We start from the raw sequence: 15,177 nt of genomic DNA, 5'->3' as shown, positions 1-15,177 counted from the left end.
TCTCGCCAAATATTGAATATAGGTCATTTCATGACTATTCGCCCTATTCTTAAAAATCTCTCAATCAGCCTCTGCCTAAGCTGTATTACCACAAGCTTATTTGCCTCTCCTGCCAAATTAAGTTCAGTTAAAGAACTCATGCAAATGAGCCAAATTGATTACCTGCTTAAAGAGTCAATTAATGAATTAACGCCTTACTATGATCAACAGGCAGAACAGATCGTTAGTAATATCACGGGTATCAAAACTTTAGGTCCAAAAGAAAAAGAGGCCGCGAAGAAGTTAGGCTCTCTCCTAAAAGATTCGAGCAATCAGCTCATTAGCAACCCCAAAACAGCTCAAGCCTTACAGGATATTTACCTAAAGACTTATACTGAAGAGGAAATTCAGGCGAATCTGAAATTTTTAAAAACCCCAGAAGGCCAATCAATTACGCGCAAAAACGTACAGATTATGGGGCAAATTTCAGAATATATGATGGAGTTGGGACAGCAAACATTTAATGACCCTAAAGCACGAGATCATATGCAAGAAGAGATGCTTAAAATTCTTGCACCATTGATGAAAGATAAAGAAAAGTCTTAACTTTTCTTTATCTTTTTTAGGCTATTACCAAGTTAAAGGATTCCATAATTTAAATGGTTTAATCAGATGTACATCTGATTTTTCATCATATTTAGCTGGCTTTAATTCTTGTGGTTTATGGCGGATCTTTCCTGAAGCATCTTCAGCAACAAAATTATAGCTAGAAGATTTAAGCTCGGTAAATGCTATCTCTCTACGTCCAATATTGTCTTGCATTAACATAAATGGACCAGTATGTTCACTTCGGTCCATTTTATTTTCTTCATCATATTTCAAATAATAAGACGTTCCCGCCTCAACAGTGATATCAATATATTTTGGTTCTTGAAAATGGATACCAAGTAAAGGGCGACTCGCAGAAAGACGATACGTTCCTGCTGGTAACTCAATCCAGTAATAATGATTATGTAATAGACTCGGAATGCGCTTACCATTCACAAAGAGATTAATTGCTGCAATTTCCTGACGATTCCATTTTGTGTCTGGTCGATATAGATAAACTACAGCTGCCTGTTCATTTTGTGGTTTGATTGGAGCAAAAGTCTGACCCAATTTTTGGTTGACCCACCCTCCCACAGTAAAACCGCCTAAATGATATTGATCTAATAAACCAGGTTCTTTTTCAACATCAACTTTAGGTAGAGTCGCGGTCAATTCACTCGGATTTTTTTCTAAATGAGATGAACTTTGACAGCCCACAAATAGTCCTGCACAGCACAAAGATACGATTAAATAACGCATGGCATCCCTCAAAGCGTTTTGTTTTTGATTTATTTTTTACACCGCAAAACTATGCGTATTTTGTATTTTTAAGATTAACACTACCCATATAAATTGAAAACAAAAAAAGCATGAATCACTAACGCGATTCATGCTTTTTAGATGAATGAAATCTATGCAGACTTCGAATCAATAACCTTTAAATCTGCTTTAGCAACACTTTCATGCGTTGCAGCTTCTTTAGGTTGGCGTTCAGCCTGATAAACAGGTTCTGCTTCACCATTAATGACTGCTTCATTAATAATGACTGTTCCAACATCTGTACGACTTGGTAAATCATACATAGTTTCAAGCAGTACGTTTTCCATAATAGAACGTAGACCACGCGCACCCGTATTACGTTCAAGCGCTTTTTTAGCAACAGCACGTAATGCAGAATCTTCAAAGATCAGATCAACATTTTCCATAGTGAAAAGATATTGATACTGGCGTGTTAATGCATTTTTTGGCTCAGTCAAAATTTGCATTAAAGCTTCTTCGTCTAGCTCTTCAAGTGTAGCAATCACTGGTAAACGACCAATGAATTCTGGAATCAAACCAAATTTCACTAAGTCAGTTGGCTCAACCTGACGGAACAATTCAGCAAGCTTTTTGGTTTCATCTTTGTTTTTAACGTCAGCTGTAAAACCAATACCGCCTTTCTCTTGACGCTGTTGTACAATTTTTTCCAAACCAGAAAATGCACCACCACAAATAAATAAGATATTTGAGGTGTCAATTTGGATAAACTCTTGCTGTGGATGCTTACGGCCACCTTGAGGCGGAATCGAAGCAACTGTACCTTCAATCATTTTTAATAATGCTTGTTGTACACCTTCACCAGACACATCACGCGTAATTGATGGATTTTCAGATTTACGAGTAATCTTATCAATCTCGTCGATGTAGATAATGCCCTTCTGAGCCTTCTCTACATCGTAGTCTGCTTTTTGCAAAAGCTTTTGCACAATATTTTCAACATCCTCACCCACATAACCAGCTTCGGTTAATGTTGTTGCATCTGCCATCGCAAATGGAACATCTAAAAGGCGAGCTAATGTTTGCGCAAGTAAAGTTTTACCTGAGCCAGTAGGTCCAATCAGTAAGATATTACTTTTAGCAATTTCTACTTCTTTAGACACATGGCCATTATGACCAACTTTTAAGCGCTTATAATGGTTATAAACCGCAACAGATAATGTCTTTTTGGCAAGATCTTGACCAATAACATATTGATCAAGCGCAGCACGTATTTCATGTGGTTTTGGCAATGCCTTACTCGCCCAGTCACCTGCTTCAACCTGTTGGCTGGTTTGTACAAGGTCTAAGCAGACATCCACACATTCATTACAAATATATGCGTCCTCACCTGCAATCAGTTTCCCGACTTCAGACTGCGTTTTACCGCAAAATGAACAATGTTTTTGTCCTTGAGGATGTTCGGACATATTCACTCCACAAATAGAATCTTAAATATTAGGGCAAGATGCACTGCATAAATAACTAAATGGAGATCTTTTTCAACATCTCAAGTTATTTATATAATAAGGTCCTTATGGACGCTTACTTAACACCTGATCAACCAGACCATATTCTTTAGCAGCTTGGGCTGTCATAAAGTTATCACGGTCAGTATCACGAGCAACGGTTTCATAGTCTTGACCACTGTGCTCTGCCATTAAGCGGTTCAAACGTTCTTTAATAAAGAGAATTTCACGCGCATGGATTTCAATATCCGATGCTTGACCACGGAAACCACCCAGTGGTTGATGAATCATGACACGAGCATTTTCTAAACAATAGCGTTTACCTTTAGCGCCCGCATTTAACAAGAATGCACCCATTGAAGCAGCTTGACCCATACAATATGTCACGACATCAGGTTTAATAAACTGCATCGTGTCATAAATAGCCATGCCCGCTGTCACAGATCCACCTGGAGAGTTGATATAAAGGTGGATATCTTTATCAGGATTTTCAGCTTCTAAAAACAACATTTGGGCAACAATCAGATTTGCCATGTTATCTTCAACTTCACCTGTCAAAAAAATGACGCGCTCACGTAAAAGTCGTGAATAAATATCAAAAGAACGTTCGCCGCGAGAAGATTGTTCAACCACAACAGGAACTAAAGCATTTTCAATTGTTGGAACATACATACGTTATTTATTCCTAAATTTTTTGTGACTTAACCTATGGCAACAATATGCGGGATAATTTCTCAAATTGCAAAAGGTTCGCACTGAAATATTATATTATTTATACCTAAGTACTTAATACCGCACTCTAATTGACCACATAAAGAAAAACAAAAAAGGCGCCTCAGGCGCCTTCTTCTGACTTCTCAAAAGATTAGCCCATACGGCGAGCTTGCTGTTCTTTCAATAAGTCATCATAAGATACAGCTTTGTCAGTCACTTTAGCACCAGCTAAAATGTGATCAACAACTTGATCTTCTAATACAACTGCTTCGATTTGAGCACGTTGTTGAGCATCATTTTTGAAGTATTCAATCACTTCAGTTGGATCTTCGTAAGAAGAAGCCATGTCGTCAATGTAAGCATCAACGCGAGCTTGATCAACTTCAAGTTTAGCATCAGCTAAAACTTTGCTTACCAATACGCCAAGCTTAACAGAACGCTCTGCTTGTTCTTTGAACAATTCGTCAGGAAGCATGCTCTTGTCAAAAGATTGCGCGCCTGCACCACCAAATTGTTGAGTGAACTGTTGAACCATTTGTTGACGTTGACGGTCAATTTCTTGAGCAACCATTGCAGTTGGAACTTCAACTTCATTCGCAGCAACAAGAGCATCAAAAGCAGCTTGTTTAACTTGGTTACGTAAACCATTGCGAACTTCACGTTCCATATTCTTACGAACGTCAGCTTTTAACTTCTCAACGCCTTCCTCTTCAGTTACACCGAAGATTTTTAAGAATTCAGCATCAATTTCTGGAAGTTTAGATTTTTCAACTTGCTTCACAGTGATTTTGAACTGAGCTGCTTTACCAGCCAAGTTTTCAGCTTGGTAATCTTCAGGGAAAGTAACGTCAATTACTTTCTCTTCACCAGCTTTCATGCCAATGATGCCATCTTCGAATCCAGGGATCATACGACCTGAACCTAACACAAGTTTAAAGTCTTCAGCAGAACCGCCTTCAAACTTCTCACCATCGATAGTGCCTTCAAAGTCAAAAGTCACTTGCATGTCTTTTTTCGCCATACCCTTGGTTACAGCCCAAGTTTGACGTTGTTTTTGCAAGTTTTCGATCATAGCGTCAACGTCAGCGTCTTTGATTTCAGCTGATTTACGTTCAACTTCTAAGCCGTCAAATGCTTTTACTTCAACTTCTGGATAAACTTCTACAGTTGCTTCAAAAACTAAAGCGTCTTCTTTATGTTCAACTTTCTCAATGTTCGGCATACCTACCGCATTGATTTTTTCTTGTTGAATTGCTTCAAAAACGCTATCACGAATGATGTCATTTACAACTTCTTGATAAATGCTTGCACCGTATTCGCGACGAACAACGTTTTCAGGTACTTTACCTGGACGGAAGCCGTTGATCTTCACAGTTTTGGCAGTGCGCTTCAAACGAGCTTCAAATTGCTCGTTAATACGGCTCGTCGGTACAGACACATTTAAACGACGGGCAACGCCCGAAACCGCTTCAGTCGTTACTTGCATGGCTTCCTCGATAAAAATTAGTTAGTAGGAACAGTTTTTAAAAAAGTGCTGTATTATATGACAACTTTCAAGATATACAAAATTAACCGATCACTTCATGTAAGTGAAGGACATTATTCTAGTAAATTTCACAGTAATTTTATGATTCTTTAAATATTTTTCATAAGTACTTAAGTAAAACTAATTTTTTAGTTATTCTTTATAAATCTAAATTTACAATCATTTTTCATAAATTTATCGCTTTTTAAAACAATTAAACACAATCAAATAATTAGCTATTTTTTAATACTAAAACCCATCCAACCTTTCACATTTCCTTCACAATTCTATCGACAAATCCAATTAACACAAACTGTACATATAAATAAGAATTATTATTATTCGCATAACCTTTATGATTTAAAGTCCTGAAATTATGTCTTTCATCAAAACCCGCAAGAAAATTGTATCGTCTGCAATTGCTTCTTCTCTCTCTGTGATAGCAACCGCTGCTATCGCACAAGAACAAGTTGAAGTATTAAAAACTATTAATGTGCATGCTGAAGCAAATCAAGCAGAATCATTGAAAATAGATCAGTCTGCGAACGCGAAATTTGTAGCTCCGCTAAAAGATACGCCAAAATCGGTGTCAATTCTTTCCCAAAAGCTACTTCAAGAAACGAATTCAAATACCCTACTCGAAGCTCTACGCAATGAACCAGGTATTACACTTGGTGCTGGTGAAGGCGGCGTTCCATATACAGATATTCCTTATATTCGTGGTTATAACGGCCAATCTTCTATTTATGTTGATGGTGTTCGTAATGCAACAGCTCAAACTCGTGACATGTTTGCGATTGAACAAGTTGAAGTCATCAAGGGCTCAAGCTCTGCTTTAACTGGGGGAAGCGGGATTGGTGGCAGCATTAACCTTATTCCAAAAATTGCCCATGAAGGTAATGTTTATCAAGGATCTGTTGCGGGTGGTACAGACAACTACCGTCATATTCAGCTTGATGCCAACAAAGACTTTGGCAATGGTGTTGCTGGCCGTGTTGTTGTTATGGGCCATGAAAATGACAAACCTGGTCAAAGTAATGGAGCCGAATACGCTCGTGTTGGTATTGCACCGAGCCTAGCGCTCGGCTTAGGTTCTGCAAACCGAGCTACATTAAGCTATTACTTTTTAAAAAGTAATGATGAACCTGATTCAGGTATTCCATTCAATAACCCAAACCTTGTTAATAATGATGGTACACCGAAATCAAATGTTCCTGCTGGTGCAGAAAAAGGAGATGGTAAGCCTGTCGCTGTTAAGCAAGGAGCATATTATGGTTGGAAAGCGCGTGATTTCGACAAACGCGAAAACCATATTGGCTCATTGAAGTTAGAACATGACTTTAATGATGATCTAACACTTAGTAACACAGCAAGCTATAGCCGCTCTAAAGCAGACTATATCTACACTAACCCAGATGACTCTAAGAGCAACATTTATAAAAATCAAGTTTGGCGCCGTGTTACACAATCTATTCGTGAAACAGAAGCGTTCACAGATCAACTATCTTTAGCCGGGAAACTTCAAACTGGTCAGCTTACACATAGTTTTAATGTAGGTGCTGAATATAGTCGTGAAGAGACTGAACGTGGCTCATATAACATCATCTACCCTGGTTATAAGGGAACAACGACAACTGGCTTTGATAATACGTGTAAAAATAATGATGGGTGGTGTACCAGTTTAACAAATCCATCTGGGAATGCCCCATGGTTAGGTTCATTAACAACGAATCCAAAACAAAGAACATCAACCAATGAAACAGTATCAATTTATGCTTTAGATAGCATTGAATTCAATAAATACTGGTTGCTCAATTTAGGTGCGCGTTGGGATAAATTCGATTCAGAGTTAAAGTTCAATAAGGACTACATAAGTGGTAACACTACTACGCCTGCTGGAACTGTGTATACCAATGACTCTGATTTCTTCTCGTATCAAGCTGGCGTAGTATTCCGTCCAACTGAACATGGCAGTATTTATGCAAGCTATGCTACCGCTGCTAACCCAGTAGGTATGGATGCTGATATTGATGGCCTGTCTGCATCGAATCAGGCTTTAGATCCAGAAAAAGCTCGTACTTACGAAGTGGGAACAAAATGGAGCCTTTGGGAAAATCGCGCGAATGTTACAGCCGCAATTTTCCGTACCGAAAAGCAAAATACGCGTATTGCAGTTGATGCAAACACCACAACTAATGCTGGTGAAAGTAAAGTTGATGGTTTTGAGCTTGGTTTAACTGGTCATATTACCGATAAATGGGAAATGGCTGTAGGTTATAGCTATCTTGATAGTGAAGTTGAAAAAGCTGCCTACAATGCTGTTGCTCAAGAAGGCAAACCTCTACCATTCGTTGCAAAAAATAGTGCAAGCTTATGGACCACTTATAAAGTTCTACCAAAACTAACCGTAGGTGCAGGTGCACAATACCGTGACCAAGTGTATGCAAACACAAATCCAAATACCGCATTGACTTCAACCAAAATCTTACCTGCATTCACTATTTACAATGCAATGGTTCAGTACAAAGTTGATGAAAATGTAGATCTACAATTAAATGTTAATAATATTTCTGACAAACGTTACTTTACTAGTGCCCATGCAGCTCATTATGCAAATGAGGGTGAAGGTCGTAACGCAGTGTTAGCAATTAACTTTAAATATTAATCCTAAATCCCATAATATTTTTATGGATTTCATTTAGTTTCCTATAAAATAGCCTCATCATGAGGCTATTTTTACAAATAGAATATATCTTAAAAGGTGTTTGCCGTGATTCATCATATCCCCAATGTTTTAAGCAAAGAGCAAGTTGCCGAGTTTCGTAAGCTCATGGAAGATGCCAATTGGGTAGGTGGGAAAGTGACTGCCGGCACCTTGTCTGCTTCTGTGAAAAGAAATCAGCAACTCTCAGAACAAGATCCCCTTACTCATCATTTAAGTGATCTTGTCATCAAAGCAATTTGGCAAAATCCAGTGTTTCAGGCCGCAGCCCTACCCCACAAAATTATTCCACCACTTTTTAATCGTTATGATGAACATGAAAGCTTTGGTTTCCATGTAGATAACTCGATTCGCCTTATCCGTGGAACTTCTGAACAGCTACGCACTGATTTATCTTGCACATTATTTTTAAGTGAACCAGATGAATATGAAGGTGGTGACCTAGTGATTGAAGACACTTATGGTTATCACGAAGTTAAATTACCGGCAGGTGATGTCGTGCTCTACCCGTCTACTAGCCTGCACGAAGTCAGTAGCATTACCACAGGTACTCGTTTTGCTTCTTTTTTCTGGGTACAAAGTTTGGTCCGTGACGATAGTAAACGTCATCTTTTATTTAATCTTGATGAGAGCATTCGAGAACTACGTAAATCACACGGCGATAACTATTCAGAAGTCATGAAGCTGACCAACATTTATCATAATTTAATCCGTATGTGGTCAGAACTGTAACTATATTTATTTTTGCCTTTTTAAGAGCAGATAATCTTTTTTACCTTAATAAGGCAAAAATATGAAAATTATTTCCCACAAAAAACAAAACAGCGCAAAATTAGAAAATTATTTTCTAAACAACTTAACTAAAATTATGATAAGAATTTTGCACAAGGTGTAATCATTGTTTAGATGTGATATATCTAAATAACAAGATTACCTGCAAACCACCAAACTTATTATTTCACGGTCTAGAGATGAAAACGAATTACTTGTTTGCCCCGCCTACTCAAGCAAGACATCATCTGCAACTCCTGATGCTGCGCCAAGCGCGCGTATAAAAATTTTGTCTGCTTTTTAAAGCAGCACTTTGAAATTCCCTTTAATTTTTCTGAATTAGATACCATATATTAAGTAGAGACGTTGCCTTTTAAATATATCCAGAGCAACCGCGCTACGAGACAAGGAGTTTTCTCATGATGTTGGCTGACCCTAGCAAAAAATACCGCCGTATGTACCAGCGTGTGGATTTACCAGATCGCCAATGGCCAAATAAAGAAATTACAAAAGCGCCAATCTGGATGAGTACGGATTTACGTGACGGTAACCAAGCAATTTTTGAACCAATGAATATGGAACAAAAATTCAAAATGTTCAAAATGCTTGTGAAAATTGGTTTTAAGCATATTGAAATTGGTTTCCCTTCTGCATCTCAAATTGACTTCGATTTTACTCGCATGTTGATCGAAGAAAATCATATTCCTGATGACGTATACATTGAAGTTTTGGTTCAAGCACGTGACCATTTAATTGAACGTACTTTTGAATCTTTGGCAGGCGCTAAACGAGCGATTGTACATATTTATAACTCGAACTCTCCAACCTTCCGTCAAAAGGTGTTGAATGTAGATGTTGATGGCGCAAAACAATTAGCAATTAATGCTGCTCAAAAAGTTAAAGAGTATGCGGCGCAATATCCTCAAACAGACTGGATTTTCCAATACAGCCCAGAATGTTTCTCTGCAACTGAATTAGAAGTCGCTAAAGATGTCTGTGATGCCGTCACAGAAATCTGGGATGCACGTCCAGATCATAAAGTGATTTTAAACTTGCCAGCGACTGTAGAAGTTTCTACACCAAATGTTTATGCAGACCAAATTGAATGGATGCATCGTAATTTGGCGCGTCGTGATGGCGTAATCATTTCTGTTCACTGCCACAATGACCGCGGCTGTGGTATTGCTGCATCAGAACTTGCCATTATGGCGGGTGCTGACCGTGTTGAAGGCTGTGTGTTCGGTAATGGTGAACGTACAGGTAACGTTGACGTTGCAGCAATTGCATTGAACATGTATACCCAAGGTGTAGCGCCAGAGTTAGATTTTTCTAATATTAATGAAGTGATTGCAACGGTTGAAGAATGTACTGGTTTACCTGTACACCCTCGTCATCCATATGCAGGTGATTTGGTATTTACTGCATTCTCTGGTTCACATCAGGATGCGATCAAAAAAGGCTTCGAATACCAGAAAAACGAAGAAATCTGGGATATGCCTTACTTGCCAATCGACCCGAAAGACTTGGGTCGCGACTATGATGCTGTAATTCGTGTAAATAGCCAGTCTGGTAAAGGCGGTATCGCTTACTTATTAGAATCAAACTACAACGTTGTATTACCACGTCGTTTGCAAATCGAATTCAGTCAGGTTGTTCAACAATATGCTGATGAGAACGGTACAGAAATTAATGCTAAAGAAATCTGGACCTTATTTAAAGATGCGTATGTTGATGTGAAGAATCATCATTACACAGTCAAACACTACAAGTTATCTGACATTAATGGCACTCAAATTATCGAACTTGATATTGATGTCGAAGGTGAAACACAACAACTTCGTGGTGAAGGTAATGGACCAATCTCTGCGTTCTTAAATGCACTTCAATTACCAATTGACGTATTGAACTATGAAGAACGTAGTATTAGTTCTGGTGCAAATGCCAAAGCATTAACCTTAATTGAACTTCAAGTAAAAGGTACAGGTAAAGGTTCATTTGGTGCCGGTGTTCATGACAATACAGTCACCTCATCCATTGAAGCAATTATTGCGTGTACCAACCGTTTGATTGATCAAGGTGTTTTAAGTACAGATCAGGTTGTTGCCGCCGCTGTTTAATTTAAAAAAAGACTTTGGAAAGGATACCTAGCTTGGTATCCTTTCTTTTTATTCCTGAAAGATTTAAAAGGCGAAATGTTCCCGTGTCTTTTCCAGCTGATTCAGTGGGGTTAGTCACTCCGCAAAAGTTCCAATTTGAAGAACCATTACACCTTGAATGTGATCGTGTTTTGCCACGTTTTGAACTAATGGTAGAAACTTACGGCACTTTAAATGCTGATAAATCAAATGCAATTTTAATCTGTCATGCTCTTTCCGGACATCATCATGCAGCGGGTTATCACCACGAAGATGATAAAAAAGCTGGATGGTGGGATAGTTGTATTGGCCCGGGTAAGGCAATTGATACGAATAAGTTTTTTGTAGTTTCGCTAAATAATATTGGTGGCTGTAATGGCTCAACTGGCCCGACCTCACCAAATCCTGAAAATGATAACCGTCCTTATGGACCTGATTTTCCATTAGTAACGGTACGCGACTGGGTTAAAACTCAGGCCATGCTTTCTGACCGTTTGGGTGTAGATGTCTGGTATGCAGTGGTCGGTGGATCATTAGGAGGCATGCAAGCACTACAATGGTCAGTAGACTACCCTGACCGCCTACAAAAATGTGTGATTATTGCCAGCGCACCAAAACTTTCAGCACAAAATATTGCATTTAACGAAGTGGCACGTCAGTCAATTCTGTCTGATCCAGACTTCCATCATGGTCGTTACTTAGAAAATGATAGCTATCCGAAACGCGGACTAATTTTGGCTCGCATGGTCGGTCATATCACCTATCTTTCAGAAGAAGCCATGAAACAAAAATTTGGCCGTGATTTAAAATCTGGCAAATTTATGTACGGTTTTGATGTCGAGTTTCAGGTCGAAAGCTATTTACGTTATCAAGGTGAACAGTTCAGCCGTAACTTTGATGCCAATACTTATCTCATCATGACTAAAGCTTTAGATTACTTTGACCCATCACGTGAGTACGGTCATTCTTTAACTGAAGCGATGGGTAAAACTAAATGCCAGTTCCTTATTGTCTCGTTCACAACTGACTGGCGTTTTGCACCAAGCCGCTCACAAGAAATTGTAGATGCACTTATTACCAATCATAAGCCAGTAAGCTATCTCGACATTGATGCTGAACAAGGCCATGACTCGTTCTTATTCCCGATTCCACTGTATGTCAAAACCATGCGCGCTTTCTTAGGCGGTGAAGAACACTTAAAATCGACATCACTGGAGGCAAGCTAATGCGTATTGATCAACAACTGGCAGAAAAGTGGATTAAACCCGGCTCAAGCGTACTCGACTTAGGGTGTGGTGACGGTGAATTACTCGCTCATATGAGCCAAAAGCATCAAATTCGTGCTTATGGTTTAGAAATTGATCAAGAAAAGATTGCAATTGCCGTCAGTCGCGGGTTAAATATTATTCAACAAGATTTGAATCTCGGCTTAAGCCGCTTTGCAGACCAGTCCTTTGACTATGTGGTTATGGCACAAGCTTTGCAAGCCGTAGATGCACCCGATGTTTTATTAAGGGACATGGTGCGTGTGGGTAAACAGGCAATTATTACTTTTCCAAACTTTGCGCATTGGAAGACTCGCTCTTTTCTTGCATTAAAAGGAATGATGCCTGTATCGGATGCTCTACCATATATGTGGTATAACACCCCCAACATTCATTTATGTACATTTAAAGATTTCGAAGCACTATGTGCTGAAAATCAGATACAAATTATTAATCGACTCGCCGTCAATGGAAATCAGCAGGGAAGCCTGTTAAGCAAACATGTTCCGAATTTGTTTGGTGAAGTCGCTATTTATCGAGTGAGTGCACTATGAAAAAGACATTATTTAGCACACTATTTGCAGGACTGCTAAGTATGCAGGCTCATGCAGATTATATCGCCCAGCCACAATCGGTTGCGAGTCAGGCTGCACGTTTTTCAACAATGGGGATTAACGATCTTCAGAAAGCAGCAAAGGCTGGTCAAGCAGGCGCGCAATTTTACCTTGGTACACACTATCAATATGGTAAAGACGTAGCAAAAGATGACAAACAGGCTTTCGCATGGTTTAAAGCAGCAGCTGATCAAGGTTTATCACCAGCACAATTAAACGTAGGCCGCATGTATGCCGATGGTATTGGTGTTAAAAAAGATGAGTCTATGGCTCGTAAATACTTTGAAAAAGCAGCAAGCAATGGTGATAACCGTGCAAGCTATAACCTTGCGATGATGGAAGAGCAAAAGAAAAACTACGTTGGTGCTTACCAATGGTATGAGCTTTCAACTCGTGATGGCATGCTCGACAATAAAGTGATTAGCCTATCTGAAGGTAAGAAAACTGCTCTAGCAGCGAACTTAACTCAAGAACAAATCCGTACAGCACGTGACCGTGCGGACAAATGGATTCAAGCACAATAATAACGGTTCATCCGTAAAAAACCTTACTCGACTAAAGCCACTTTGTATGCTCTACAAGGTGGCTTTAGTTTAGGTTATCCTATTTTATATTCTATTTGTTTTCCTCTATATCCCCTTCCAAAAAACACGTAACATAACTGCTGTTCGATATTAGCTATAAAGTTTGGTTTTATTATGTCTACCCCACATTGGTTTGATCAGGGCAGTTTAGTTCTTGCCAGCAATAACAAAGGTAAAGTCGCAGAGTTTGAAAAACTTTTTGAACAGCTTAAGTTACCAGTAGAAATTATTCCTCAAGGTCGCCTTAATATTCCTGATGCAATTGAAGATGGTTTAAGCTTTATTGAAAATGCCATTATTAAAGCTCGTCATGCCTCTAAAATTTCAGGTAAACCTGCTATGGCTGACGACTCTGGTATTTGTGTACCAGTCTTAGGCGGCGCACCTGGTATTTATTCAGCACGCTATGCTGGAGAACATGGTGACGATGCAGCAAATAATGCGAAATTATTAAATGACCTTTTACCCTATCGTAAAAATGGTGAAGTAATTGAAGGTATGTTTGTATGCGTACTTGCTTTAGTGACGCATGCTGAAGATCCTTTACCACAAATTTTCCAAGGCATCTGGCACGGTGAAATTTTAGAAGCTGCACGTGGCGAAAATGGCTTTGGTTATGACCCATTGTTCTGGTTGCCTGAGCTACAAGTGTCTAGCGCTGAATTGTCTAAAGAAGACAAGAATAAGATTAGTCATCGTGGGCAAGCGATGCAGTTATTTAAAGAGAGCTTACAGAAGTAAGCTGATCACATGGCCACAATATGCAGCGTTAGAATATATTAAACTTTGTATAGGCAGACCTTACTTTTCAAAGATGAAAAGTAAGCAAAAATCTTTTGTTAGACTGATGGTACGTTCATGTACCACAGTCTAACTGGCGGCATCCATGCCGCCTTCGCACAAGCAGGTGTAGGGGAAAAATTTTTAAATTAATTATAGTGGGAAATGCAAAAATACCGCATAAATCGCAATAAAAATACAACTCACAATCGTCCCTGAGGCAATGTAAGCCGCCGATCTTCCCGTCCCTTGATAATGTGTTTCTAGCGCTACAATATTGGCTGCTGGCGGCAGACAGAACATTAAAAACATCACTCCAATTTGCTGACTGATATTTGGAATGGGTAAAAATCTATAAGTTAAGCCACAAAGAATAAACCCGCACACTACTTTAAATGCTTGAGCTTTTGTACTGTAAATTAAGTCTTTTAAATGCACTCGGGTACGGCGTAGCCACATTCCCAGCACACACATACCAGCAAAAGTCATGACAAACTTGGCAACTTCATATACCCAATGTATAGCAGGATGCTCGATATGTTGAGCACCTAACGACCTAAGTAAAAGTGCACAGAATATTGAAATACACGGTGGAGAGGTTAAAACCTTTTTTAATATGTTGAGCTTACTTTGTGGTGCAGTGGTGACTGCCGTAACAGCCCATGCATTTCCAAAAAGAGACATACCAATATATAAAGCCACAATAGGGGCCGTAGCATCAGGACCAAATAAAGCCATGGCAAAGGGAAAGCCAAGCCACCCCATGTTGGTATAACTCACGCATAGCGCTAATAATCTATCTTTAAATAGAGCTAAATAGGCAAAGAAAATAAGAAATGCTGAACCGAAGCTAAACAGAATCAAACTCAAACTACCTGGCTGATAAAATACCATGTTGTAAATAATAACAATTGGAATCAGGAGTCGTGCAAGCCAAGCTGAAAGAATAGGTTTTATGGTTTCTGCAATGGAAGTCTGAGCAAGTAGAAGTCCTATGATAAATGCCAATACAGGCAGTAGTAGCGCCACGCTCTCTCCTCTTGCTCATTAAAACCAGCTTGCTATGCTACACCTTTTCAAAATGAAATGTACTCTCCATTTCAAGTAATTTAAGTGACTCTTTTCAAACTATGTATAAATAAAAAAAGAAGATATTCAGTTTATAAAATGAACTTTTTAGGTTTTGACAGTCATTCATTGTCTTAAAAATGACATATAAATGTCACATTCCTGTCA

At 39.0% G+C, this 15,177-nt stretch carries 13 protein-coding genes; 8 read left to right on the top strand and 5 right to left on the bottom strand.

Annotated elements, in window-relative coordinates; genetic code table 11:
- Window positions 1-30 precede the first annotated feature (30 nt).
- Window positions 31-585 carry a DUF2059 domain-containing protein gene (locus HMPREF0013_RS18010; protein ID WP_002114716.1) on the top strand — a complete coding sequence of 185 codons (555 nt, stop codon included), beginning with the start codon at window positions 31-33 and terminating at the stop codon, window positions 583-585.
- A 24-nt stretch (window positions 586-609) separates the two neighbouring features.
- Here the strand turns inward: HMPREF0013_RS18010 and HMPREF0013_RS18005 are convergent, their stop codons facing one another.
- From HMPREF0013_RS18005 to tig, 4 genes are all read right to left on the bottom strand, one after another.
- Window positions 610-1,326: a DUF2846 domain-containing protein gene (locus tag HMPREF0013_RS18005; protein ID WP_002115030.1), complete on the bottom strand. Its 717-nt coding sequence runs from the start codon at window positions 1,324-1,326 to the stop codon at window positions 610-612.
- A 152-nt stretch (window positions 1,327-1,478) separates the two neighbouring features.
- Window positions 1,479-2,792 (bottom strand): ATP-dependent Clp protease ATP-binding subunit ClpX, encoded by a 1,314-nt coding sequence (clpX, locus tag HMPREF0013_RS18000; RefSeq protein WP_002114726.1) that lies wholly within the window; start codon window positions 2,790-2,792, stop codon window positions 1,479-1,481.
- 105 nt (window positions 2,793-2,897) lie between these two features.
- The gene (gene clpP, locus HMPREF0013_RS17995) at window positions 2,898-3,503 is read right to left on the bottom strand and encodes an ATP-dependent Clp endopeptidase proteolytic subunit ClpP (RefSeq protein ID WP_002114870.1); all 606 of its coding nucleotides are present in this window, start codon (window positions 3,501-3,503) and stop codon (window positions 2,898-2,900) included.
- A 193-nt stretch (window positions 3,504-3,696) separates the two neighbouring features.
- Entirely contained in the window at window positions 3,697-5,031 is a 1,335-nt protein-coding gene (gene tig, locus HMPREF0013_RS17990) for a trigger factor (protein ID WP_002114878.1), read from the bottom strand.
- Between the two features lie 415 nt (window positions 5,032-5,446).
- Between tig and HMPREF0013_RS17985 the strand changes: the two genes are divergently transcribed.
- From HMPREF0013_RS17985 to rdgB, 7 genes are all read left to right on the top strand, one after another.
- Entirely contained in the window at window positions 5,447-7,735 is a 2,289-nt protein-coding gene (locus HMPREF0013_RS17985; protein ID WP_002115056.1) for a TonB-dependent receptor, read from the top strand.
- A 105-nt stretch (window positions 7,736-7,840) separates the two neighbouring features.
- Window positions 7,841-8,524, top strand: a complete 684-nt coding sequence (locus tag HMPREF0013_RS17980) for a Fe2+-dependent dioxygenase (protein WP_002114934.1) — start codon at window positions 7,841-7,843, stop codon at window positions 8,522-8,524.
- A 458-nt stretch (window positions 8,525-8,982) separates the two neighbouring features.
- Window positions 8,983-10,680: a 2-isopropylmalate synthase gene (leuA, locus tag HMPREF0013_RS17975; RefSeq protein WP_002114718.1), complete on the top strand. Its 1,698-nt coding sequence runs from the start codon at window positions 8,983-8,985 to the stop codon at window positions 10,678-10,680.
- A gap of 83 nt (window positions 10,681-10,763) precedes the next feature.
- Window positions 10,764-11,924 carry a homoserine O-succinyltransferase MetX gene (gene metX, locus HMPREF0013_RS17970; RefSeq protein WP_002114709.1) on the top strand — a complete coding sequence of 387 codons (1,161 nt, stop codon included), beginning with the start codon at window positions 10,764-10,766 and terminating at the stop codon, window positions 11,922-11,924.
- Window positions 11,924-12,517, top strand: a complete 594-nt coding sequence (gene metW, locus HMPREF0013_RS17965; protein ID WP_001217230.1) for a methionine biosynthesis protein MetW — start codon at window positions 11,924-11,926, stop codon at window positions 12,515-12,517. The genes metX and metW overlap by 1 nt, the downstream gene beginning before the upstream one ends.
- Window positions 12,514-13,101, top strand: coding sequence for a tetratricopeptide repeat protein (locus HMPREF0013_RS17960; protein WP_005804213.1), 588 nt, complete (start codon window positions 12,514-12,516; stop codon window positions 13,099-13,101). The genes metW and HMPREF0013_RS17960 overlap by 4 nt, the downstream gene beginning before the upstream one ends.
- 174 nt (window positions 13,102-13,275) lie before the next feature.
- Window positions 13,276-13,902, top strand: coding sequence for an RdgB/HAM1 family non-canonical purine NTP pyrophosphatase (gene rdgB, locus HMPREF0013_RS17955; protein WP_002114893.1), 627 nt, complete (start codon window positions 13,276-13,278; stop codon window positions 13,900-13,902).
- A gap of 192 nt (window positions 13,903-14,094) precedes the next feature.
- Here rdgB and HMPREF0013_RS17950 read toward each other — a convergent pair whose 3' ends face one another.
- Window positions 14,095-14,970, bottom strand: a complete 876-nt coding sequence (locus HMPREF0013_RS17950; RefSeq protein ID WP_002114690.1) for an AEC family transporter — start codon at window positions 14,968-14,970, stop codon at window positions 14,095-14,097.
- Between the last annotated feature and the right edge of the window lie 207 nt (window positions 14,971-15,177).

It is taken from the genome of Acinetobacter sp. SH024 (genome assembly GCF_000163635.1).
Taxonomy (GTDB): Bacteria; Pseudomonadota; Gammaproteobacteria; order Pseudomonadales; family Moraxellaceae; genus Acinetobacter; species Acinetobacter pittii.
Note: the sequence above shows the minus strand (reverse complement) of the source record. Positions and strands in the feature narration are given on the sequence as shown.

What these genes read in the sequence shown, in the direction of transcription:
- HMPREF0013_RS17985 (WP_002115056.1), top strand. Translation starts at nt 5,447, where the DNA reads ATGTCTTTCATCAAAACCCGCAAGAAAATTGTATCGTCTGCAATTGCT.
- tig (WP_002114878.1), bottom strand. Translation starts at nt 5,031, where the DNA reads ATGCAAGTAACGACTGAAGCGGTTTCGGGCGTTGCCCGTCGTTTAAAT.
- rdgB (WP_002114893.1), top strand. Translation starts at nt 13,276, where the DNA reads ATGTCTACCCCACATTGGTTTGATCAGGGCAGTTTAGTTCTTGCCAGC.
- clpP (WP_002114870.1), bottom strand. Translation starts at nt 3,503, where the DNA reads ATGTATGTTCCAACAATTGAAAATGCTTTAGTTCCTGTTGTGGTTGAA.
- HMPREF0013_RS18010 (WP_002114716.1), top strand. Translation starts at nt 31, where the DNA reads ATGACTATTCGCCCTATTCTTAAAAATCTCTCAATCAGCCTCTGCCTA.
- HMPREF0013_RS17960 (WP_005804213.1), top strand. Translation starts at nt 12,514, where the DNA reads ATGAAAAAGACATTATTTAGCACACTATTTGCAGGACTGCTAAGTATG.
- leuA (WP_002114718.1), top strand. Translation starts at nt 8,983, where the DNA reads ATGATGTTGGCTGACCCTAGCAAAAAATACCGCCGTATGTACCAGCGT.
- metW (WP_001217230.1), top strand. Translation starts at nt 11,924, where the DNA reads ATGCGTATTGATCAACAACTGGCAGAAAAGTGGATTAAACCCGGCTCA.
- HMPREF0013_RS18005 (WP_002115030.1), bottom strand. Translation starts at nt 1,326, where the DNA reads ATGCGTTATTTAATCGTATCTTTGTGCTGTGCAGGACTATTTGTGGGC.
- clpX (WP_002114726.1), bottom strand. Translation starts at nt 2,792, where the DNA reads ATGTCCGAACATCCTCAAGGACAAAAACATTGTTCATTTTGCGGTAAA.